Origin of the sequence: Bacillus sp. JUb11, from assembly GCF_024807925.1 — a bacterium.
In the GTDB taxonomy this organism is placed as follows: Bacteria; Bacillota; Bacilli; order Bacillales; family Bacillaceae; genus Bacillus; species Bacillus altitudinis.
Map to the genome: position 1 here is coordinate 1 of NZ_JANUEZ010000003.1, position 21208 is coordinate 21208.

Here is a 21208-nt window from a genome sequence, read left to right on the forward strand (position 1 = left end):
AGAAAAAACACCTCCATGTTTTATTTCGGATCACAACGATCCGTTTTCAAACTTGAAGGTGTTTTTTATTTGTCTCATCTTATGGGGTCAGTCCCGATGTCGGGGTGTTTTTTTATGCAAAAAGATATGTTATTTTCTTTTATTATTTCATTTCGTTACTCAATTAAAAATCAAACATTCTATTCGTAATAAAATATGATAGAATATCAACAGAAGAAAGGTGGTTATACGATGGCACATGAATATCGCATTCCAAACTTAACATTAGATGAAAGAGATAAACAAATTCTTTCCTTATTACACGAGGACGGGCGTATGTCCTATACAGATTTAGGGAAACAAGTCGGCCTTTCCCGTGTTGCTGTACAAGCCCGTATTCAACAGCTCATTGAAGCAGGTGTCATTGAACGATTCACCGCTGTCATTAATCCAGCAAAGATCGGCATTCATGTCTCTGTCTTTTTTAACGTAGAGGTTGAGCCGAAATGTTTAGAAACAGTCGCCCTTCAGCTTGAGCAGGAAACAGCCGTCACAAGCCTTTATCATATGACAGGACCAAGCAAGCTGCATATGCATGGCATTTTTCAAAATGAACAGGAAATGGAGACGTTCCTGACAAAGAAGCTGTACCCGCTTGAAGGCGTCGTCAGTGTTGACTGTCAAATGCTCATTAAACGATACAAAAGCCGAATGGGCATGAAATTGTAGATAGGAGTTGAACCACTTGCAATCATATCTTGAACTCATGATCGCCATGGTGCGAACCGGTATTCTGGGATTTGGCGGAGGACCTTCTGTGATCCCGCTCATTCGCCATGAAGCGGTCGTCAAATACAAATGGATCAATGATGACGAATTTGGAGAAACACTCGCCATCGCCAACGCATTGCCCGGACCGATTGCTACGAAAATGTCGGCATACCTCGGCTATCGGTTAAAAGGTGTATCTGGTGCCTTTGTTGCAACAGCTGCACATATTTTACCGACATGTCTCGCTATGGTGGCACTTGTTACACTTGTCAGCGTCTTAAGCTCTTCAGTCATCATTCAAAATATGATCGGTGCTGTGACACCAGTGATTGCCGTTCTGTTAGGAATGATGGCATATGAATTTGGACAAAAAGCGTTGAAGGGCTTCGGCATGATCTTCGGAATCGTCCTATTCCTTTTGGCATTTGTCGGTCTTCAAGTACTCTCGATTCATCCAGGCATCATTGTCATCATCTTTTTATGTTATGGTGCCTTTCATTTCAAACTGAAAGATCGCTGGACTCGAACAAATAAAGAGAAAGGAGTGTCTTCGTGATGCTGATTCTCTTTTTATTCTGGGCATTCTTCTTATCCAATCTGTTAGGATATGGCGGAGGACCTGCCTCCATTCCGCTCAATTATGAAGAAATCGTCAATCATTTTCATTGGATGACAAACGAAGGGTTCTCCAATATGCTCGCATTAGCCAACGCACTTCCAGGTCCAATCGCTACGAAAATTGCGGCTTATGTAGGCTATGATGTCATGGGATGGCCAGGCTTTATCGTTGCACTGCTTGCGACGGTCCTGCCGTCTGCGATTGGATTGATTTTACTGCTAAAACTCATTGACCGTTTTCGCCAATCTTCTGTCGTCAAAGGCATGACCTTATCTGTGCAGCCTGTCATTGCCATGATGATGCTTTTATTAACATGGGAAATTGGCGGAGATGCCGTGAAAGCCATTGGCTGGATACAATCACTTGCCATTGCCGCCATTTCATTTTTCTTTATGACCAAATTCAAATTGCACCCTGCCTTTCTGATTGTGGCTGCATTTTTATATGGCGGATTCATTCTTCCGCATTAACGCAAAAACCGATAACACGTGAAGTTATCGGTTTTTCTCATTACATATAAATAGGAGAGACAGACCTGCGCCCAATAGAATGATACTCGACACCAGCTACTTCTGCCGCTTCAAGCGTATGACAATTCCGACCATCAAAAATGATCGGCTGCCTCATGAAATCTTTATAAGCTGAAAGTGGAAAGGACTGAATATCCGCCCACTCAGTTAATATACAGACAGCATCAGCATCCTTGATCGCCTCTTCAATCGTTTGAGCAAAAAGGACTTGATCAGGCAGTTCTTGAGCTGCATTGCGAGCGGCAGCAGGATCATAGGCTACGATCTCCGCTCCTAATTGATGGAGCTGATGAGCGATTGGGATTGACGGCGCCTCTCTCATATCATCTGTATTGGGCTTAAAGGAAAGGCCAAGAAGAGCCATTCTCTTCCCTTCCAAGTTTTCTCCCATCCGCTCCTTCACACTTCGAATAAAACTTGCTCGCTGCTCATTGTTGACTTTGATGACAGCCTTCAATAGCTCAAAATCATGGGACACATGCCCTGCAATTTGGACAAGGGCATTAGTATCCTTCGGAAAACAGGAACCTCCGTAACCAATGCCTGCCCTAAGAAACGAAGCACCAATCCGCTGATCGAGTCCCATCCCTTCTGCAACTCTCTCAACATCAGCTCCTGTTTTTCCACAAATCGAAGCAATTTCATTCATAAAGCTGATTTTTGTGGCAAGAAATGCATTTGATGCGTATTTGATCATCTCTGCGCTTTTCCGATCTGTTCTCACGAATGGAATGTGGAAATCCGCATACATAGACTCTAGCTGATCTAATCCGTTCTTTGTTTCAGCTCCAATCACCAGCCGATCCGCTCGCAGCGTATCTGAGATGGCAGACCCTTCTCGTAAAAATTCTGGATTCGATGCGATAGATAATGGCTCCTTACGACCTAATACGTGATGAATCAAATGATCAATTTGATCGCCCGTTCCGACAGGCACTGTACTTTTTACGACAAGCACTGCGCCTGGCTTTGCTTGTAAGCCCATCTCCTTTGCCGCTTGAAAGACATACTGCAAATCTGCTTGACCGTCTGCCTGCTGCGGGGTACCGACAGCAATCATTAACACGTCAGCCTGCGAATAGGCTGACGCTCCATTGATGTGAAAACGAATGCGTCCTTGCTCCATATTCCGTTTGAGCAGTTCTTTTAATCCCGGCTCGTACATCGGAGGATTCCCTTGCTTCAGCTGCATGACCTTCCGCCGGTCAATATCCATACATGTCACATCATGTCCTGCCTCTGCTAAACACACCCCTGTGACAAGCCCTACATATCCACAGCCTGCAATCGCAACCTTCATGACACATCAGCTCCCCATACTCCTTATGCTTGTAATGTCATCGTATGCCGGGGATTTTCGATCCATTCATAAAAGCATACAAAAACCCCCTGCTGAGAGAGCAGGGGGCTACTTTTATGAAACAAGGCCATTTCGAATATGAGCAATCAGATTTTCAAGCATTTCTTTTGTTGTGACATCATTGGAATTTTCACCAATATCATGAGCGTACATCAAAATCTTTAAAAACTCTTCTTGATTTAAACCCTTATTATCCATGTCTGTATCCTTTCGATTCCACTAATTTCATTATTATATGCTGTATGGTTGGTTTATGCAATACTCTAATACATCATTCGACAGCTTTTGAAATTTATGACCATTTTCATGAAAAACTTTTTTATAAATCATCATTGAGCTATAATAAAAGAATTGGAATCTTTTACTTGGTTAGGAGCGGGTCAAATGCTTCAGCACAACATCAACGAAGAAGAAATCAAACAAACAGCCGAACAGATCAAAGAACTTCTTCCTTCAACAGATGAAAACAAGCAACTCATCAAAAAAGCATTGATTACTTATAGACAGGACAGCGTATATCGGCTCAAGCAAGAGTCTGATACCGAATGGTCAGCTTATGTACATGATGTCGTGGCAGCAAGAGTCCACCTTCATGTGCTGTTTCCAGTGAGAAGCAGCTGTTCATGTCCAGCTGATGGACTATGTAAACACATCCTCGCTGTCTTCTTTTCGCTATACGCTCAAGTAGAGAGTGTGACCGGCTTTACAGAAAATTGGTCAGAGAAGGATGAATTACAGCGCAGCAAAGAACTCATTCGTCAGCACTTCCAAGTGAAACGCCCAGATGAACAATCACTTCAGAGCTGGCTGAATTTTTTCCAGGAGGAATTTCACCTCTGGCTGAAACGGACACCGAAGCACCAGCAAACGCCACAGCATTTGTATTACGGCTATTTATCGATCCTGAAAAAACACGCACCCACTTCACCTGAATTCAAGAGTTTGTATGCGATTCATACGTCCATCGATGTGTGGTTAAGGCTCCATGAGCTAATCGATCTCGGCCGTCTTGATGCCGAAAAAGACTTTTATTCGATGAATCCATATGTAGAACAGCTCATGAACACCATTTTTGATTCAGTGGATCATTTGAGGACATACGCCCTTTCCTTTTCCCTCGATCCTTTTCTTGAAAACACACCAACTGCCGTTCGGACACTTCTTCAAATCAGCGGACCTTTCCAGCATGAACGAGTTGCGGTCTTTATGGAGATTTGGGGAACTATATTAAATAGAGGGAAATGGGTCAAAAAAGAAACAGAATTACTCAAGAGCGCCCAACAGCAGGAACAAACGGTTGAGCGAACCATTGGGCTCATGCATATGGATTATTTGCTAAAAGAAGACGAAAGACTCTTCCAGCAATTAAAATTGCTCAATGCAGATATGCTGCCGAATGTGCTCAATTGGCTAAAGGATCTCACAAATCGCAAGGACTGGAAGCGTCTCAAACTTTGGTATCAAGAGATCACATATGTATTAGAAGAATATTGCCAGCTTGACCTATCTTATAGAGAACTGCGTGGAGCCGTCAGCGATTTCTTCTTTTATTTAGACGCGTACTTTAAACAGACGAAAGATCATTTCTTGTATGAACGCTATCTCCAAATCTGTATGCCTTATGCATTTACTGAATATAGTCAGCTCTTATATGCACAAGAACGCTATGCAGAATGGATTGAAATACACAGCCTCGTTGGTTTCTCCATCAGTGAATTGGAGAAAGAACTGATCAAACAGATTGCAAAGGAAGAGCCTGAAGCACTCATTCCTTCATACCACCGGGAAATCTCACTGCTTCTCGATCAAAAGAATCGAAGTGCTTACCGGGAATCTGTGAAAATGCTCAAAAAACTGCGTACGCTTTATCATAAAACGAAAAAAAACGCGGTGTGGGAAAGATATGTACAGCAGCTGCAAGATTCAACAAAACGGCTGCGTGCGTTCCAAGAGGAAATGAAGAAAGGAAAATTAATTGATGACACGCCATAAACAAATTGTCATTCATGCAGAACAAACCGAAGATTTCTCTTTCACCATTTCAGCGCAAGCAGAGGACGGACAGCCTGTACCGCTAAATGAAATGAAGAGGCAGCTTTTCCAATGGCACGAATCATCTTTTTACGGAACATTCTTAGAAGATGTGAGCTTTATTGGCACACCTGCCTTCCTGTTAAGTCCTTGGATGACCGTTGAATTGCTAGGGAAAAATTCATTCAATACTTTCAGCCATGTGACGTTAACGGATGAAACAGAGCCGCTTATGAAAACAGCCTCAACCATTTACGAATTCATCGAGGATGAAGATTTTGTCCCAGATTTCGAGGCATGGACAAAAGGCATGCTTCGCTTTAAAGACAAAGAAGGCCTATTAGATGGCTACACAGCTGATTGGTTCTCCTTTGCCGTACAGGATTACATTCAATATGATGATGCCTTGCAGCACAAATGGAACCGAATGACTGCACAATCGCCTGCTCTTTCCTCCTTCCAGGGACATTTTTTAGATGAACAGGATTTCTTGGAAACGATCGGCTGGATTGATGATGAGACGCCTTTCACTGTCGGCTTGCGTTTAAATGAGCCTGATTTCGACGGGGATGATTGGAAAATTGAATTGTTTTTGCGTGATAAGAAAAACAGTGATCTGCATTTCTTTGAAGGCATCCGTTCTTTAAAAAAATCATGGCGTCCGTTTCAAGAAAAAATCACCAGAGAGCTGGAGCGGTTCGGTCAGATTGTCCCTTGGCTCTCATTTACATCTGGTACCACCCTCATGTCAGAAGAAGAAGCGTGGCTCTTCCTATCTGAAGCGAGTGAAACACTTGTGAACATGGGGATTGAGATCCTGCTCCCATCATGGTGGCAGATCGTCAAAGAAAGCACCATGATGCTAAAAGCACGGATTTCCTCCACACCACGAGGCGAATCGCACGTTGGAATGGATGCCCTTATGGACTTTAATTGGCGCTTTGCCACAAACGGTATTGAGCTGACAGAAGATGAGTTCAACGAGCTTGTTCAAAGTAAACGTCGTCTTGTCAACATTCGTGGACAATGGATTAAAATCGATCCGACCTTTATCCAGCAAATGAAGAAATGGATGGAGCGCGCTGAGAACGAAGGACTTCATATGTCGGATATTTTATCACGTGAACTCGCAGACCAAGAGGCCTCCTCTGAGTCGATTCCTGAGCTGCTAGACAGTTCGGCCTTTGCCCATATTCAATTTGAACTTTCGTCTCAACTACGAGGACTTGTTCATCAGTTAAATGATACACAAGAGCTGCCATCCTATGAGATGAGTGAGTCCTTTAAGGGCACACTGCGCCCGTATCAGCAACACGGTGTCAACTGGCTTCTGTTCTTAAGGTCTCATGGATTCGGGGCTTGTTTAGCAGATGATATGGGACTTGGAAAAACGATTCAAATGATCGCTTATTTCACCTATTTGAAGGAGCATCAACAAGACGCCGCTCCATCTCTCATCATTGCACCGACTTCCGTATTAGGGAACTGGCAAAGAGAGCTTGAAACATTCGCACCACATTTGAATGTCGCTCTGCATTATGGACCGTCACGTCCACAAGGTGAGAACTTTACAAAAGCGTACGAATCAACAGATATCGTCCTCACTTCGTATGGTCTCTCACATTCTGACCGTGATGAATTAACAGCAGCCAAATGGAATACCATTTGCTTAGATGAAGCCCAGAACATTAAAAATGCCCATACGAAACAATCGAGAGCCATTAGGCAATTAAAAGGACAGCACCACATTGCCCTCAGCGGGACACCGATGGAGAACCGCTTGACAGAGCTTTGGTCTATTTTCGACTTCGTGAACAAAGGATATCTCGGCAGCCTGACCAGTTTTCATAAAAAGTTCGTCCTTCCGATTGAAAAAGACCGTGAAGAAAAAAGAATCCAACAGCTACAGCAGCTGATCAAGCCATTCTTATTAAGACGAACAAAACAAGATGAAGAAGTTGCACTCAATCTGCCAGAGAAACTAGAAGAAAAAGAATTCATCCCGCTATCTGCAGAGCAGGCATCTTTATATGAACAGCTGGTCAAAGATACATTTGAACATATGGCCTCATTAACAGGGATGCAGCGGAAAGCCATCATTTTAAGTATGCTTGGCAGACTCAAACAAATTTGCGATCACCCTGCTCTTTATTTAAAAGAGAGCGGAACAGATGTGAAATTGTTGAAGCGTTCATTAAAAATGGATAAATTAGCAGAGCTGTTAAAAGCCATACACGAACAAGGAGAAAGCTGTCTCATTTTTACGCAGTATATTGAAATGGGCAACATGATCAAACAGCTCGCCGAAAAGATGTTTGGAGAACCAGTTCAATTTTTAAATGGGAGCTTATCAAAACATGATCGGGACAAAATGGTGGAACGTTTCCAGAAAAAAGAGTTCAACATCTTAATTCTTTCTTTAAAAGCAGGAGGAACCGGACTAAACTTAACCGCCGCCAATCATGTCATTCACTACGATAGATGGTGGAATCCTGCTGTAGAAAACCAAGCAACAGACCGTGCTTACCGCATCGGGCAAAAGCGGTTTGTTCACGTCCATAAGATGATCACAACCGGCACGATAGAGGAAAAAATTGATCAAATGCTCGAAACAAAACAAACGTTAAATGATCAAATTATCCAAAGTGAAAGCTGGATTACAGAGCTGTCAACGAATGAACTAGAAGATTTATTCACGTTAAGTGCAGCCGCTCAATCATCTTAATGACAGCAAAAAGAGGACTTTTCTCAAACTTGATGAAAAGTCCTCTTTTTTTAATCTCATCTAAAGGAATGCTTAAATTTGCAGCTTTTTCAATGCAGATTTCACATTCATATACGTATTCAACTCACGGAAGTCCTCTCTCATTTCTCCCATTTTCATCGCAAGATTTGGTTTAATACCTGTCACGATCAGTTCTGTGCCAGTCATTAAAATCAAATCGTTCAGCTTAAAGATCGCATCCGCCACAAATGAATCCACTTCTAATAGACCAGACAGATCCACAATAAAGTAATCGTCTTTGGATTGAGAGATATAAGTGGAGACTGTTGAGATGATTTTATCAAACCTTGGCGCTGTTAACGTACCAATGATCGGCAGGACAGAAATACCATCCTTCACCGGAACAATCGGGACAGAAATATTCAATACTTCATCAATGGATTGCTCAAGAAGCTCTTGCTGTTCCATCTCTTTCGTAACATCCTTTTGCAGACCAACGAAATAAAGGCGTTTCCCTTCATTTTCATCAATCCATAGAGGCGCCACACTTAACTCGTTCCAAAACATTTGACCAGATTTTTTATAGTTTTTCAACTGTACAGTGACAGCCTCTTTGTTTTCAATGGCTGTCCTAATTTGTTTGAGAGCAATCTGTTCAGTTTCATCTCCTTGAAGGAAACGACAGTTCTTTCCTATTACTTCGGTTTCTTGATAGCCTGTCATATCTAAAAAGCCCTTGTTCACATATATTAAAGGATTATCAGGTAAAGACGGGTCCGTCACCGTCAGGCCAACCTGAGTATAGTCTAAGGCTTCCTTGATTAAATGCAGATTGTCGGACTTATAAGATTCCAGCGCCATTCGTTTACTCTCCTTAACTTCCTTACAAGCGGGTTATATTCATAATTAAATTATATGATGTTCCATAGCGGGTGTAAATAGAAGTAGTTCTGAATTCCTCTTTTGTAGAATGCGCTTCATCCTATGTCATTTATACAAATACATACGATTCAATTATTTCAAAAGATGTTGAATCATATGTGCCACACCATGTTCATCATTTGTTAACGTGACGTGATCAGCTAATTCTTTTATATCCTTTCTCGCATTCCCCATTGCAATTCCAACCCCAGCTGCCCGAATCATCGATTCATCATTTAAACTGTCTCCTACAGCCGCTGTTCGGCTCAATGGAATACCGAGCTTTTCTGCCAGCCTGGTTAACGCCTGCCCTTTCGACGCCTCCTTTGCTCCAATTTCAAAGTTATGATCAGCCGAACTAACCAATGTTAATTCAGAATCATGTCCAAACGCATCCCATCCGGCTTTCAATCTGTCTTGAAAAAATGAGAAACCTAAGATGTTATAAAACGAAAGCTTCTGATCCTCACGAAACAATTCTTGATATGTATCAATATAAGCAAAACCTGACTGGCTGTATTGAACTTCAGCCGCTTGCTCAAGAACACGCTGATCCGTTTCTGGATTTGCACTCTTTAAGCGGTCCATTTCTATCGCCAGAAGCTCCCTGCCGCGGTTTGGTGTGTAAATGGCTTCATTCGTAAACACTTCATAGTAATAATCACGCTCCTCTAGCCATGATAAGATGTGTTTTGCTTTTTCTTCTTCTAGAACAGCCGAATGATATACCTGACCTTCTGGATCATGAATCACAGCTCCATTTGCACTGATGACCCACGTATTCATCCCAAGCTGATCAAAAATAGATTTCACATCAAAATACGCTCTTCCTGTTGAAACGACAACCTCAATCCCACTCGCCGCTGCTTCCTTTAACGCCTGCTCGTTTTCCTGACTCACTTTGTGCTCACTGTTCAATAAAGTTCCGTCTAAATCCGTTGCGATTAATTGAATGTTTGTCATCGGTCTCTCCTTTTTTGCCTGCATTTTCAGTTGACCTTCCGTTTATCAAATCCATCATCATTATGAAATGAGTATCCACTATTTGCAAGGGATGATCGGCTTATCAATGAATATAAGAGTACCCGGTCACGCTACATGACCGGATACGCATAAGGGGATTCACAGGGGACACATGACTGATACAAAGAAACCTTGGTTCTACTATTACGCAGTGAATATGTGTACAAGGCAAAGTCTATCAGCTATAGCTAGAGGGGGGCCACGAGATGCTAGACCTTTGCCTTTTGCCTCCTTTCCTTTCAGCTAACCCTAGTCTACTGAGAAATAGCACAAGAGACAAAAAACGAAAATGACAAAATCGTTCTTCAAATTCTTAATTTCCTCAATCATTTTTACTTTTTACCGCTTGCGTATAAAACATCATCTTATTTTGTTTGACGAAATACTTATTTTTCATAAATTGATAAAAAACATCTGAATGAATCCAATTACTAGAAGGCATGTGAATATAGTCAGACCCGTCCCACGCAAACCAATAAAAACAAAGCCTTCCATCATGAATTGACAATTGAAATTCAAAACAGTCCATTTGATCGTCTGTCACATATTGAAAAGTGAGGGACTCCCCTTCTTCCATATACACGTCACAAAATGAGAGAATGTCTCCCCATGTATAGACCCTCACATTGCTTTCCTTTTCCTCACCAATATGTATGTTTCGAAGTTGATAGGACTCCATAAAACATCTCCTTTCACTTATATGCAGCTAGTTCTGAGTAGGCAGCGGTTTCATTTATACAGATGTTGTATGCTATAATGATACTTACGAATAATGAACGCTTGTGAGGTGATAAATATGAAAACCTTTAGGCTGATTGATTTAAAAATCGAACTTGATCCAAAGCAAGATAAAATGTCCAGCATTCCCCTTCGTGACGGCTTAATCATTAATAAAGAAGATGGCGAAAATCACTGGATGATCGAGGCACTGATTCCAAAGAAGCATAGACAAGTGTTTGAGGTGCTCTTCCAGCAGCATACAGAAGTAAAGATTCTCGTGACGATTACAAAAGAAAACAACCGCCCTGTTCATCTATCGGTCCAAGTCAAAAACATCGTTGCCTTAGAAGAAAACATATCTGTATTACTCGACGGTAAAATGATCACAAATCGTTACAGAACAGAAACCGAAGAAGTATTAAAAGACCTCGTCAAAGAGGGGCTATCAGGAGAAAAACTGCTGGATGCTTTTAAACAGAACACATAAAAAAGAGCGGGATGAGCCGCTCTTAGATGGTTGACAAAGGGCTAAAATGAACTTTATTTTAGCCCTTTGTCTTCCTTTTCAGCGTGATAGAAAACCTTTGAAGTCTAGGAAGGGCGAGCACCGGAGCAGAGCGAATTTAATATTCGTGAGCACCGGAGCACAGCCCTGACAAAGAATGCGAGGGTTTGTCTACACGCTGAGAGCGGGATGAGCCGCTCTTTTTCTATTGCACATCTTTCGATTGGCTTTGATTTTTCAATAAATCTCTAATTTCGGTTAACAACACTTCCGTTTGATCTGGCGTTTCAACCACTTCCTCTTCCTCTACCTTTTTCCGTTTTAATTTATTTAAATAACGAATAAAGATAAAAATGGAAAAGGAGATAATCAAGAAGTCGACCACTGTTTGAATGAAACTTCCATACAAAATTTGAGCAGAACCGATTTTAATAGACAATCCACTAAAATCATGCCCCCCAACAATAATACCAACAAGCGGCATAATTAAATCATTCACAAGAGAAGTGACAATTTTGCCAAATGCTCCCCCGATGATGACACCGACAGCAAGGTCAATCACATTCCCCTTGACGGCAAACTCTCTAAATTCTTTCAGCATTCTTTATCACCTTCATCTTTTTTTGTCTAATATGACGTTTTTTTGTCAAAAAAGCAAGTCCTCATCCGCTCTGGATGAATGTTTCCATATAAAAAACGGTTCATACAAGATGAACCGTCAGACACATTACGATACTTTCGGACCGATAGAAAATGTCAGTTCTGCTTCACATGCCACTTCGCCATCTACTGTTGCAACTGCTTTTCCTTTGGCAACTGGACCGCGAAGACGTGTGATTTCAACCTCTAAACGTAGCTGATCGCCTGGCTTGACCTGTCTTTTGAATCGGCAGCTGTCAATCCCTGCAAACAAACCAATTTTCCCTTTGTTCTCTTCTTTACCTAACATGATGACCCCAAAAACTTGAGCAAGCGCTTCTACAATAAGCACACCCGGCATGACGGGGTATCCTGGGAAATGGCCATTAAAAAATTCTTCATTTACTGTGACATTTTTGATTCCAACCGCTCTTTTCTCACCATCAACTTCTAAAATACGGTCAACCAATAAAAATGGATAACGGTGTGGAATAATGTCTTGAATTTGCTGAGCATCAAGCATGTCTTGATCTCTCCTTCTTTTCTATATCGCTAATCTTCATTTGATTCCTATTGAAGTATATTATGAATGCAGTCATTTTTCAATGTTCAGCCAACATTTATGGTAAAAAATAGAATCTACCATTACCTATTGTCATGAAATATAATCCACTCTACACTCATCGTTTTTTCACAAATATGGTAATATATATTACATCATTGATTGAATAAGAGGGTAAAAATGAATTTTATAAGCGATAAATCCATTAAAAAACTTCTCCATTCGTGGTATACAATGCTAAAACATCGACATTTTTCGAAGGCTGAAGAGATCAAAACGTCCTTAACCAAATATAAACGTAGATTGTCAAAGAAACAGGAGCTTCATTTACATTATCAGCTTATGCTTTTTCGGCACCAGCTCTGGATGAACCAAACAGAAGACTTAGAAAAACTGAAGCATGAACTCATGCTCCACAAAGATCAAATGAATGATCAACTGCAATATTATTTTTACTTTTTTCTCGGTTTATACGAATCTTTAAAGAGCGATCAAAATGATGCCATTCATTATCTAGAAAAAGCAGAAGAAAAACTGCCCCTGCTAGACGATGAGCTAGAGGAAGCGGAGTTTCATTTCCGTACAAGTGGTGTTTATTATAACAACCGCTATTCACTGTTATCCATTCGACATGTTGAAAAAGCCATGGATATCTTTGCAAAGCACGGGGATATCCACAGCATTTATCGGTGCAAAATTGTGCTCGCCCTTAACTTTAGTGATCAAAAAAAATATGAAGAAGCAGAAGCTATTTTGATTGAAATTATCGAATACGTGAAAATGATTGATGACCAAGAACTGCTTGGTATCGTGTATTATGACGCTGGTTTTATCAAGTCGAGACAGAATCGTCATAAGGAAGCACTAGAATACTTTAAAAAAGCGCTTCGGCTCCCAGCATACCGGAAATCTGCCCACTCCTATGTATCGTGTCTCTATGAAACTGTGCGTTCCTGCTTTAAAGAGAATTTAACTGATGAAGGAATGAAGTATATTCAAAAAGGGCTAAAAGAAGCCGTTGATGCCCAATTTGATCTATTAAGAATCAAGTTCCAAATTTTATTCCTTCTCTACAGCCAAGCGCCCAAGGCAGATGAACAGATTGCTACACTCGTCACATGTCTTGAACGAAAAGAAGCCTGGATTGATCTTGAAGATCTGCTTGCAGATGTCTCAGATTTTTATAAAAAAAAGGGCGACTTTGAGCGAGCCGCCTTTTTTATCATGAGAGGCTGACATCCGCCTGCTCATTATCGAATGGTATTAATGAGTCCTAGCATTTGATCGCCCATCGTAATGGTTCTTGAGTTCATCTGATACGAACGCTGTGTTGTCATGAGGTCTGTTAATTCTTTAGACATGTCCACATTCGACGTTTCAAGTGCACCTTGCTGAAGTTGAATGGCCTGACGGTTTGCCCCATTCAGTGCCGTTAAAGCGCCTTGATAGTTGCCGTCGACTGAGAACAAATTTTCTCCTTCAGAGATGAGTGCTGAAGAATTATTCACTTGAACAACCCCAAGATTCACCTGCTGATTCGGTTGATTACCTCGAGAAATAGCTGTAAGCCGGCCATTTTTATCGATAGAAATATCACGGAAATTCGCATTTAAGACAATCTCATTCCCGTTTTCGTCAAGAATCGGATGGCCTTCGCTTGTCACCAGCTGGACTTGATTCGGATTATTTCCTGGCTGTAAATAAAGAGAGCCATCTCTTGTATACCGGATGTTACCGCCAGCATTGACCTGCAAATACTGAGATGGCGCACCAAATGCAACATCAAGGTCACGGCCTGTTTCTTTAATAGACCCTTGCAATGAGTTAATGGATGCATTGACCATCGTTCCAGTTCCAAGCCTTAAACCAGCAGGTGTCAGACGACTGTTTGCCACCTGCTCATTTTTTTCATCTACTTGATTAAACTGTTGTCTGATCAGCTCTGAAAAACGGGTGTTTTTTGCGCGATACCCTGTTGTTTCACTGTTTGCGATGTTATTACTAATGATATCAAGCTGCTTTTGCACCTCGTTCATTGACACAGCTGCATTGATCATCGTTCTAAGCATGAGAATCCTCCTCTCTCTTCATTTTTTCATTAATACACTCTTCCGATTTCGTTCACTGCTTTTTCTAAACTTTTATCATATGCCTGAACCACTTTTTGGTTTGTTTCAAATGCGCGGTAGGCTGTTGTCATTTCTGTATATGATTTCGTCACATCAACGTTCGAGAGCTCTGATACACCTTGGCTTAATGTATAGGACATTTGACCGTTATTGACCGCACTTGGAAGAGGCTGGTTATCAGCTGTACGGTATAAATCATTTCCTTCACGCGCAAGGTTTCTTGTATCCATTGCAACACGTACATCAATTTGTCCAAGGTTTTGTCCGTTTTCACTCACGGTTCCATCTGCGTTCACTTTGAAATTCTCACTTTGAACGGTAATCGGCTGACCCGTCACAGAAAGAAGGGCACGTCCATTAATCGTCAACTGATTTTGATCATTCAATGTAATGGAACTGCTTTTCGTATAACGAACGCCTTCTGGTGTATTCACAGCATAAAAAAGCGCTGACTTTTGATTTGTCTCCGGGTTGATGGGTACATTATTTTCTACTAATGCGATATCCGTTGTTTGATCCGTTGTTTTTAATGTTCCTTGTGTAAATTGAGGAATCAATTCCTGCATGTATGTTCCCGTATTAATTCCGCCAATCGCCGTTTGCTGTGGGATACTAAAGCCTTTGCCTGAAGATGTTTGGAAACGTCCTGATTCCATTCGGCTTAGCAGCATTTCTGGAAATGCGCGCATGGCCCCTTCATCTGCTTTATAGCCTGGAGTATTCGCATTTGCGATATTATTTGAAAGCATTTCTGTCCGCCGCTCTTGAGCGATCATGGCAGATGTTGCGGTGTATAGTCCTTTTAACACGTGCTCACCTCATTCAAATTCTTTCACATGACCTAAAATCATCAGTACACAATCTTCTATGAAATATATCGGCATATTGGCAGGCTTCTTTAATAAAAATCCCCCATTCTTTCTAAAAAGAATGAGGGAAATCATTAGCTGAGTTTACGCTTTGGCAGCTTGTCCATATTATCAAGCATCACGCCAGTACCAACTGCTACACAATCCATTGGATTTTCTGCAACGAAAACTGGTACTTTCAGCTCTTCTGCAAGCAATTGATCAAGCCCGTTTAGAAGCGCTCCGCCACCAGTAATGATGACGCCGCGGTCAATGATATCAGCTGATAATTCAGGTGGTGTTCTTTCGAGAACTTGTTTCGCAGCCTGAACAATGGCAGATACAGATTCACGTAATGCTTCTTCTACTTCTTTGCTTGTGACGGTAATCGTTCTTGGTAATCCTGTCACCATGTCTCGTCCACGAATCGAGATCTCTTCGTGACGTGCGTCTGGGAATACCGTTGCAACTTGGATCTTAATGTCCTCTGCAGTTCGCTCACCGATCAACAGCTTGTACTCTTTTTTAATGTAGTTTAGAATTTCCAAGTCAAATTTGTCTCCAGCCATTTTAATAGAAGAGGCGGTTACAATGTCACCCATTGAGATGACAGCGATATCTGTCGTTCCGCCTCCAATATCTACGACCATGTTTCCACTTGGCTGAAAAATATCCATACCAGCACCAATAGCTGCTACTTTTGGCTCTTCTTCAAGAAATACATGCTTCCCGCCGCTTTTTTCAGCAGCTTCTTTGATCGCCTTCTGCTCAACAGATGTAATGTTTGTTGGGCAGCAGATGAGCATACGCGGCTTAGAGAATAGCCCTTTCACATTTAATGAGTTAATAAAATGCTTGAGCATCGCTTCAGTTACTTCAAAATCAGCAATTACGCCATCTTTTAATGGACGAATCGCAACAATATTCCCAGGCGTACGTCCAACCATACGTCTCGCTTCTTCTCCAACAGCTAATACTTTCCCGCTGTTTTTATCAAGAGCGACAACAGATGGTTCATTTAACACAATTCCTTTTCCTTTGACATGAATCAGTACATTTGCAGTACCAAGATCAATTCCAATATCCCTAGCAAACATCTATATATATCCTCCTTGAAAATCTGTTTCCATAGCAAATACCACATTCTGCCCTAATTATATATTCTATCATAATTTGCAGAAAAAAAGATATTTCTTTACAAAAGTCTTTACAAAATTTGTGGTTAGAAACTACCGATAAGAGGAAGATATATATATCATGTTTATGAACAAAGAACTAAAGCTTACTGTTTTACAGGCTCACCTTCTAAAATTTCTTCTTTTTTATACTTTAACTTTGTGGCTTCTCCCCCTCGCAGGTGGCGGATTGATTTATGATAATCCAGTATCTCCTTCACTTCGTTAGCCAGATCTGGATTAATTTCTGGCAGTCTTTCTGTTAGATCCTTGTGTACAGTACTTTTAGAGACTCCAAATTCTTTCGCAATTACACGAACGGTTTTCTTTGTCTCCACGATATACTTTCCTATCTTGATTGTTCGCTCTTTGATGTAATCGTGCACACCACTCGACCTCCCTAAAATGGATGTGAGAAGTGTGAAATGAGATCCGTATCAATATTATCCATTTTCAGCGGCGCTTGTTCGTCTTAATTTCTCATCCATTAGGTAGTAAATGCCAAACACGATCCCTCACCTCAAACACTCTCTTTGTCAGGTTTGTAACAGTGTATTAGCATTGCAAAGGGAATATGCTAAAAATGAAGATGGGACAAGGGATTTATCAGAAAAGACAAAACAAAAAATCATTTCGAGTGGCGAAAATTTTCACTTTACAAGCATCGGTGTAACACGTAAAATAGGAAAGGTGAATTTATTTACCTAGATAAATAACGAATAAAGGTGAGCCTATGGATACGTTAAACAGAGAGTGTTTACATCAAATACATCAAAGCGCGCGGCTGCTGTCTAAAAAAGCGAACGAAGCGCTTGCTGCTTATGACTTGTACATGTCCCAGTGGACTGTACTTTTTTGTTTGGATACATTCGGTCCTAAAACGCAAAAAGACATTTGGACCTATTTGAACGTCGAAGCACCGACGATTACCAGAACCGTGACGCGTCTAGAAGCAAACGGTTGGGTGAAACGAGTCCAAGGAAAAGACAAACGTGAGAATCTCATCGTCATGACAGACGATGCAAAAGCAAAGTTTCAAAAAATCAAACAGACGATGGAACAATTTGAAGAAGAATGTCTTTCAGATTTTACCTACGAAGAAAAACAACTCCTCCATACACTTTTACACAAATTATCAACTGAATAGGAAGTGACATACACCATGAACGAACGCATTTGGACAAAAGACTTTATCATGATTGTCCTGGTGAATTTATTTACATTCACCTCTTTTTATGCCCTTTTGACACTACTCCCCATTTACACAATGGATGAATTAAATGGAACAGAATCACAGGGCGGCCTCCTTGTGACGGTCTTCTTATTATCAGCAATTGTGACAAGACCATTTTCAGGGGCCATTATTGAGAAATTCGGCAAGAAACGCATGGCGATTTTTTCTTCAACAGCTTTTGCCCTGCTCACTTATTTATACATTCCAATTGATCAATTCCAAACACTTCTCATGCTGCGTTTCGTGCAAGGAATCTTCTTCAGCATTTTGACAACCGTAGCAAGTGCCATTGCAGCTGATATGATTCCGAAACATAAACGAGGAGAGGGTCTTGGATACTTTGTGATGTCAATGAACCTCGCTGTGGTTATCGGTCCGTTTATCGCACTGAATCAAGTCGGAAAAGTAGGATTCCATTCTTTATTTCTTCTCTTTTCGATCATCGTCTCTATCGGTGCAGCTTTCACGATGCTGATTAGACAGCCAGAGCCTGAAAACGGCGGAAGTGTCATCTTTCGATTCACTTTTTCTCACCTGTTTGAAAAAGGTGCTTTAAAAACGGCAGCAGTTGGAATCATTATCTCCTTCTGTTACTCGCCGATCATTTCATTTATTTCAGTCTATGCCAATTCCCTGAACCTAATGGGTGCAAGCAGTTATTTCTTCATTGTATTTGCAGCTGCGATGCTTGGATCACGTCCATTTACAGGCAGACTGTTTGACCGAGTCGGGCCTCATATTGTGATCTATCCATCGATTGCTCTCTTTGCGATTGGTTTATGGATGCTGACCGCTACCCAAACAGCCACCATGCTTCTTTTATCCGGCGCTGTCATCGGTCTTGGCTACGGCTCTTTGGTGCCATGTCTACAAACACTTGCGATACAGCACTCACCAGCACACCGTACAGGCTACGCCACAGCAACTTTCTTTACCCTATATGATACGGGGATTGCCGCTGGATCATTTGTCTTCGGACTGCTTGTCAGCTTCACAGATTTTTCAAATGTATATCTCATTGCTGGCGTTGTTGTGTTACTCAGCATGGGCGTTTTTTATTGGAGCGAACGAAAACCGCAAGAAGCAAAAGCACAAAAGGTTTCCCTATCAGAATAGGATACTGTTTTAAACTTCACTGAAAACATGCTAAAATATAGGATATTTCAAATGAACAGATAGGTCTTTTGAAAAATAGTTGGCGTTAAGCGAAAGTATAGGTGATGTTTTGAATTACGAATTGTTTAAAGTCATACACGGGATGGCTCATCATTCTGAGTTTTTAGATCAGGCCATGATTTTCATTACGAAAAAGGCCATTCTCGTATATGCCCTCGTCTTATTGATTTGCTGGTTTTTAGGTAATCACAAATTTAAGAAGCATGTCTTCTTTTCTGGTGTAACAGGCATCGTGGCACTCATCGTCAATTTTGCCATTACGCTGTTTTATTATGAAGAGCGGCCGTTTGTGGCGCACAAAGTCGACACACTCATCCCGCACTCAGCAGACGCTTCCTTCCCAAGTGACCACACAACAGGTGCACTGGCTCTTTCACTAGCCATTCGATCCCGTAATAAAAAACTCGGCAATATTTTGCTTGTTTTTGGATTACTGACAGGGTTCTCCCGCATCTGGGTCGGTCATCATTATCCATTTGATGTATTAGGCAGCTTGATCGTATCGATTGTGGTTGTCTTTATCATGAATAAATTATGGAAGTTCTTTGACTCTCCAATTGACCGTATCGTGACATTTTACGAGAACATTGTGGGCAAAATTTTCAGAAGGAAGCAAAAGGACCAAGGGTCAGACCTGTCCAACTCTTAAGCGGCTTGCGATAAAGTATGGAAGACCTCTCTTCTACTTTATCCCAGCCGCTTTTTTCATTGTTTGTTTTCCTCTGACCATACTCGAAAAATAAAGGCTGACGCTAATGCCAACAAGGGAAATCATGATTAATGTCCAGCCTAATTGTTCAAAATGAGAACCTGCAATTTCCTCACCAAACAGCATGCCAAGCACGGCAGATGACAGAATAGAACCAAGGTACCTGCATGTTTGAAAAAGCCCAGAGGTCGTGCCAATCATTTGTTGAGGGCTCGCTTTTAACATCGCAGCTTGAAGCGCAACATTTCCAATCCCGTAACTGAGTCCAAGCAAAGCAAGAACCAGTCCTTTCCCCCAGAATGGCGCAGGTATAAAAAAGAAAGTCATTGCGGAAGCACCGGCCAGCATCAGCACAGCACTTGCCAAAACAGGATGCCGTTCATCGCCGCGATCTACCCACTTGCCAGTCAGCGGCGATACCATTATGCTCACGCCAGACATGCAAAGCATAAAGAGACCTGTCATCTCCACACGCCAGCCCAATTCATCCTGAAAATAACTTGGCAAGCCAAAAAAGAGACAATAGAAGAAAATATTCAAAATGATAAATTGCACATACACAAGCGAAAGCCGTTTCTCCTGCCTGAACATCCGAATTTGGATAAATGGCTCATCCACCTGATATTCCCACCATATAAAAGCACCCGCACTCACAAGACAGAGAATGCCCTGTACATACTGAATACCATCAGATAGTGATAATAAAAAAGAAAGCAAAAGGACAATACAAACTGTAAATAGAAACATCCCTGGCAAATCAAGCTTTCGGACAGTGTCTCCGATACGCAATTTTTTCTTCTTCTCCTTAGGAAACAAGGAAAGGCCTAGAAAAAAACTGATCAATATGAATGGCAGATTCACTAAAAAGATCGCCGGCCAGCTGCCGATCGTCATCAAAAACCCGCCAAGCGTCGGCCCGAGTGCTGTCATCGCTGAAGCAAAGATGGACAATACCGCTAAAGCAGAAGCTTGTCGTTCCTTCACATGATCCCGAATCAGTCCAACACCTGAAGGATAGATCGCACTGCTTCCAATCGCCTGTAGAAGCCGGATCACAATCAGCACCGCAAAAGTCGGGGCAAACGGCGCACAAATGGCTGAGACTGCCACTAGAACTAGTCCAAATAAAAATAAGGTTCTCCGGCTCATCACATGATCTCCAATTCGTCCACTCACCGGCTGCGTGACCGCACTGGCCAAATAAAAGGTTGAAATGAGCCAAGATACCGTCGTAAACGACAAACCGAACTCATGCTGAATTTGATGCAAGGCTAAAGAAATCATTGAGGAATTCAATGGATTTAACATCGTTCCAAAAGCAATCGCCGTTAAAAAGACTTTTCGGTTGTTTTTCCATTTGATCATACACCCGCCCCCTTCTTTTGACATACACGTTCTTTGTCTATCTCCTCGTTATTATGAGATTCATTTCCCTTTTTTACCCTGATCAATTCAAGTTCTCTCTCCGAAAAGCAAGACATACATTTTAAAAAGGGCAAGTGTTGGAAAAGCGCATATAAAATTGAGAATATGAGGAACAAATGGTAAGATG

At 41.5% G+C, this 21208-nt stretch carries 22 protein-coding genes; 10 read left to right on the top strand and 12 right to left on the bottom strand.

What is annotated here, in order from left to right; genetic code table 11:
- The first annotated feature begins 231 nt into the window (after positions 1–231).
- Genes chrS through chrA form a run of 3 tightly spaced genes read left to right on the top strand, consistent with a single transcriptional unit; the run spans position 232 to position 1839 of the window.
- Positions 232–708, top strand: a complete 477-nt coding sequence (gene chrS / locus M2369_RS05995) for a chromate efflux transcriptional regulator ChrS (RefSeq protein WP_017360010.1) — start codon at positions 232–234, stop codon at positions 706–708.
- Between the two features lie 37 nt (positions 709–745).
- The gene (chrB, locus tag M2369_RS06000) at positions 746–1306 is read left to right on the top strand and encodes a chromate efflux transporter ChrB (protein ID WP_056408440.1); all 561 of its coding nucleotides are present in this window, start codon (positions 746–748) and stop codon (positions 1304–1306) included.
- Positions 1306–1839, top strand: coding sequence for a chromate efflux transporter ChrA (gene chrA, locus M2369_RS06005; RefSeq protein ID WP_024718723.1), 534 nt, complete (start codon positions 1306–1308; stop codon positions 1837–1839). Before chrB ends, chrA begins: the two co-directional genes overlap by 1 nt.
- Before the next feature lie 40 nt (positions 1840–1879).
- On the opposite strand, the gene M2369_RS06010 is transcribed toward chrA, so the two are convergent.
- Positions 1880–3199 carry a UDP-glucose dehydrogenase family protein gene (locus tag M2369_RS06010; RefSeq protein ID WP_045033946.1) on the bottom strand — a complete coding sequence of 440 codons (1320 nt, stop codon included), beginning with the start codon at positions 3197–3199 and terminating at the stop codon, positions 1880–1882.
- 114 nt (positions 3200–3313) lie between these two features.
- A complete protein-coding gene (locus tag M2369_RS06015) occupies positions 3314–3457 on the bottom strand; it encodes a YwzD family small protein (protein ID WP_003214884.1) in 144 nt (47 codons plus the stop codon).
- Between the two features lie 186 nt (positions 3458–3643).
- On the opposite strand from M2369_RS06015, the gene M2369_RS06020 reads away from it, so the two are divergent.
- Positions 3644–5251 carry an SWIM zinc finger family protein gene (locus M2369_RS06020; protein WP_212359719.1) on the top strand — a complete coding sequence of 536 codons (1608 nt, stop codon included), beginning with the start codon at positions 3644–3646 and terminating at the stop codon, positions 5249–5251.
- Positions 5238–8015 carry a DEAD/DEAH box helicase gene (locus M2369_RS06025; protein ID WP_017360014.1) on the top strand — a complete coding sequence of 926 codons (2778 nt, stop codon included), beginning with the start codon at positions 5238–5240 and terminating at the stop codon, positions 8013–8015. The genes M2369_RS06020 and M2369_RS06025 overlap by 14 nt, the downstream gene beginning before the upstream one ends.
- A gap of 72 nt (positions 8016–8087) precedes the next feature.
- Here M2369_RS06025 and ytvA read toward each other — a convergent pair whose 3' ends face one another.
- The 3 genes from ytvA to M2369_RS06040 all read right to left on the bottom strand — a co-directional run bounded on the left by ytvA (position 8088) and on the right by M2369_RS06040 (position 10638).
- The gene (ytvA, locus tag M2369_RS06030; RefSeq protein ID WP_024718727.1) at positions 8088–8876 is read right to left on the bottom strand and encodes a YtvA family blue-light photoreceptor; all 789 of its coding nucleotides are present in this window, start codon (positions 8874–8876) and stop codon (positions 8088–8090) included.
- 153 nt (positions 8877–9029) lie between these two features.
- A complete protein-coding gene (locus tag M2369_RS06035) occupies positions 9030–9890 on the bottom strand; it encodes a Cof-type HAD-IIB family hydrolase (RefSeq protein WP_216635359.1) in 861 nt (286 codons plus the stop codon).
- Between the two features lie 391 nt (positions 9891–10281).
- Complete coding sequence (locus M2369_RS06040) at positions 10282–10638, bottom strand: hypothetical protein (protein ID WP_008343305.1); 357 nt, start codon at positions 10636–10638, stop codon at positions 10282–10284.
- 117 nt (positions 10639–10755) lie between these two features.
- On the opposite strand from M2369_RS06040, the gene M2369_RS06045 reads away from it, so the two are divergent.
- Complete coding sequence (locus M2369_RS06045; protein WP_003215215.1) at positions 10756–11166, top strand: YwpF-like family protein; 411 nt, start codon at positions 10756–10758, stop codon at positions 11164–11166.
- Between the two features lie 223 nt (positions 11167–11389).
- Here M2369_RS06045 and mscL read toward each other — a convergent pair whose 3' ends face one another.
- Entirely contained in the window at positions 11390–11785 is a 396-nt protein-coding gene (gene mscL, locus M2369_RS06050; protein ID WP_007497563.1) for a large conductance mechanosensitive channel protein MscL, read from the bottom strand.
- Between the two features lie 126 nt (positions 11786–11911).
- Positions 11912–12346, bottom strand: coding sequence for a 3-hydroxyacyl-ACP dehydratase FabZ (gene fabZ, locus M2369_RS06055; RefSeq protein ID WP_024718731.1), 435 nt, complete (start codon positions 12344–12346; stop codon positions 11912–11914).
- Positions 12347–12565: 219 nt separating this feature from the next.
- Here fabZ and M2369_RS06060 point away from each other — a divergent pair, with 219 nt between their 5' ends.
- A complete protein-coding gene (locus tag M2369_RS06060; RefSeq protein WP_113766902.1) occupies positions 12566–13621 on the top strand; it encodes a tetratricopeptide repeat protein in 1056 nt (351 codons plus the stop codon).
- 14 nt (positions 13622–13635) lie between these two features.
- Here the strand turns inward: M2369_RS06060 and M2369_RS06065 are convergent, their stop codons facing one another.
- The 4 genes from M2369_RS06065 to spoIIID form a co-directional block, all read right to left on the bottom strand.
- Complete coding sequence (locus M2369_RS06065; RefSeq protein ID WP_024718733.1) at positions 13636–14454, bottom strand: flagellar hook-basal body protein; 819 nt, start codon at positions 14452–14454, stop codon at positions 13636–13638.
- Between the two features lie 29 nt (positions 14455–14483).
- Complete coding sequence (locus M2369_RS06070) at positions 14484–15323, bottom strand: flagellar hook-basal body protein (RefSeq protein WP_017360018.1); 840 nt, start codon at positions 15321–15323, stop codon at positions 14484–14486.
- Positions 15324–15457: 134 nt separating this feature from the next.
- Entirely contained in the window at positions 15458–16459 is a 1002-nt protein-coding gene (mbl, locus tag M2369_RS06075) for a cell shape-determining protein Mbl (RefSeq protein ID WP_012011515.1), read from the bottom strand.
- A gap of 185 nt (positions 16460–16644) precedes the next feature.
- Entirely contained in the window at positions 16645–16923 is a 279-nt protein-coding gene (gene spoIIID / locus M2369_RS06080) for a sporulation transcriptional regulator SpoIIID (RefSeq protein ID WP_008343327.1), read from the bottom strand.
- 347 nt (positions 16924–17270) lie between these two features.
- Between spoIIID and M2369_RS06085 the strand changes: the two genes are divergently transcribed.
- From M2369_RS06085 to M2369_RS06095, 3 genes are all read left to right on the top strand, one after another.
- Positions 17271–17684: a MarR family winged helix-turn-helix transcriptional regulator gene (locus tag M2369_RS06085; protein ID WP_008343328.1), complete on the top strand. Its 414-nt coding sequence runs from the start codon at positions 17271–17273 to the stop codon at positions 17682–17684.
- 15 nt (positions 17685–17699) lie between these two features.
- A complete protein-coding gene (locus tag M2369_RS06090) occupies positions 17700–18887 on the top strand; it encodes an MFS transporter (protein ID WP_007497577.1) in 1188 nt (395 codons plus the stop codon).
- Positions 18888–18996: 109 nt separating this feature from the next.
- A complete protein-coding gene (locus tag M2369_RS06095) occupies positions 18997–19596 on the top strand; it encodes an undecaprenyl-diphosphatase (protein WP_008343330.1) in 600 nt (199 codons plus the stop codon).
- A 33-nt stretch (positions 19597–19629) separates the two neighbouring features.
- On the opposite strand, the gene M2369_RS06100 is transcribed toward M2369_RS06095, so the two are convergent.
- Positions 19630–21021 carry an MFS transporter gene (locus tag M2369_RS06100; protein ID WP_035389771.1) on the bottom strand — a complete coding sequence of 464 codons (1392 nt, stop codon included), beginning with the start codon at positions 21019–21021 and terminating at the stop codon, positions 19630–19632.
- Between the last annotated feature and the right edge of the window lie 187 nt (positions 21022–21208).

Bases quoted from the DNA above. Each gene is read 5' to 3' on its own strand.
- M2369_RS06010 (WP_045033946.1), bottom strand. From the start codon at position 3,199: ATGAAGGTTGCGATTGCAGGCTGTGGATATGTAGGGCTTGTCACAGGG.
- M2369_RS06045 (WP_003215215.1), top strand. From the start codon at position 10,756: ATGAAAACCTTTAGGCTGATTGATTTAAAAATCGAACTTGATCCAAAG.
- M2369_RS06090 (WP_007497577.1), top strand. From the start codon at position 17,700: ATGAACGAACGCATTTGGACAAAAGACTTTATCATGATTGTCCTGGTG.
- M2369_RS06060 (WP_113766902.1), top strand. From the start codon at position 12,566: ATGAATTTTATAAGCGATAAATCCATTAAAAAACTTCTCCATTCGTGG.
- M2369_RS06025 (WP_017360014.1), top strand. From the start codon at position 5,238: ATGACACGCCATAAACAAATTGTCATTCATGCAGAACAAACCGAAGAT.
- mbl (WP_012011515.1), bottom strand. From the start codon at position 16,459: ATGTTTGCTAGGGATATTGGAATTGATCTTGGTACTGCAAATGTACTG.
- chrB (WP_056408440.1), top strand. From the start codon at position 746: ATGATCGCCATGGTGCGAACCGGTATTCTGGGATTTGGCGGAGGACCT.
- M2369_RS06040 (WP_008343305.1), bottom strand. From the start codon at position 10,638: ATGGAGTCCTATCAACTTCGAAACATACATATTGGTGAGGAAAAGGAA.
- fabZ (WP_024718731.1), bottom strand. From the start codon at position 12,346: ATGCTTGATGCTCAGCAAATTCAAGACATTATTCCACACCGTTATCCA.
- chrA (WP_024718723.1), top strand. From the start codon at position 1,306: ATGCTGATTCTCTTTTTATTCTGGGCATTCTTCTTATCCAATCTGTTA.
- ytvA (WP_024718727.1), bottom strand. From the start codon at position 8,876: ATGGCGCTGGAATCTTATAAGTCCGACAATCTGCATTTAATCAAGGAA.
- M2369_RS06085 (WP_008343328.1), top strand. From the start codon at position 17,271: ATGGATACGTTAAACAGAGAGTGTTTACATCAAATACATCAAAGCGCG.
- chrS (WP_017360010.1), top strand. From the start codon at position 232: ATGGCACATGAATATCGCATTCCAAACTTAACATTAGATGAAAGAGAT.
- M2369_RS06065 (WP_024718733.1), bottom strand. From the start codon at position 14,454: ATGCTTAGAACGATGATCAATGCAGCTGTGTCAATGAACGAGGTGCAA.
- M2369_RS06100 (WP_035389771.1), bottom strand. From the start codon at position 21,021: ATGATCAAATGGAAAAACAACCGAAAAGTCTTTTTAACGGCGATTGCT.
- M2369_RS06015 (WP_003214884.1), bottom strand. From the start codon at position 3,457: ATGGATAATAAGGGTTTAAATCAAGAAGAGTTTTTAAAGATTTTGATG.
- M2369_RS06020 (WP_212359719.1), top strand. From the start codon at position 3,644: ATGCTTCAGCACAACATCAACGAAGAAGAAATCAAACAAACAGCCGAA.
- mscL (WP_007497563.1), bottom strand. From the start codon at position 11,785: ATGCTGAAAGAATTTAGAGAGTTTGCCGTCAAGGGGAATGTGATTGAC.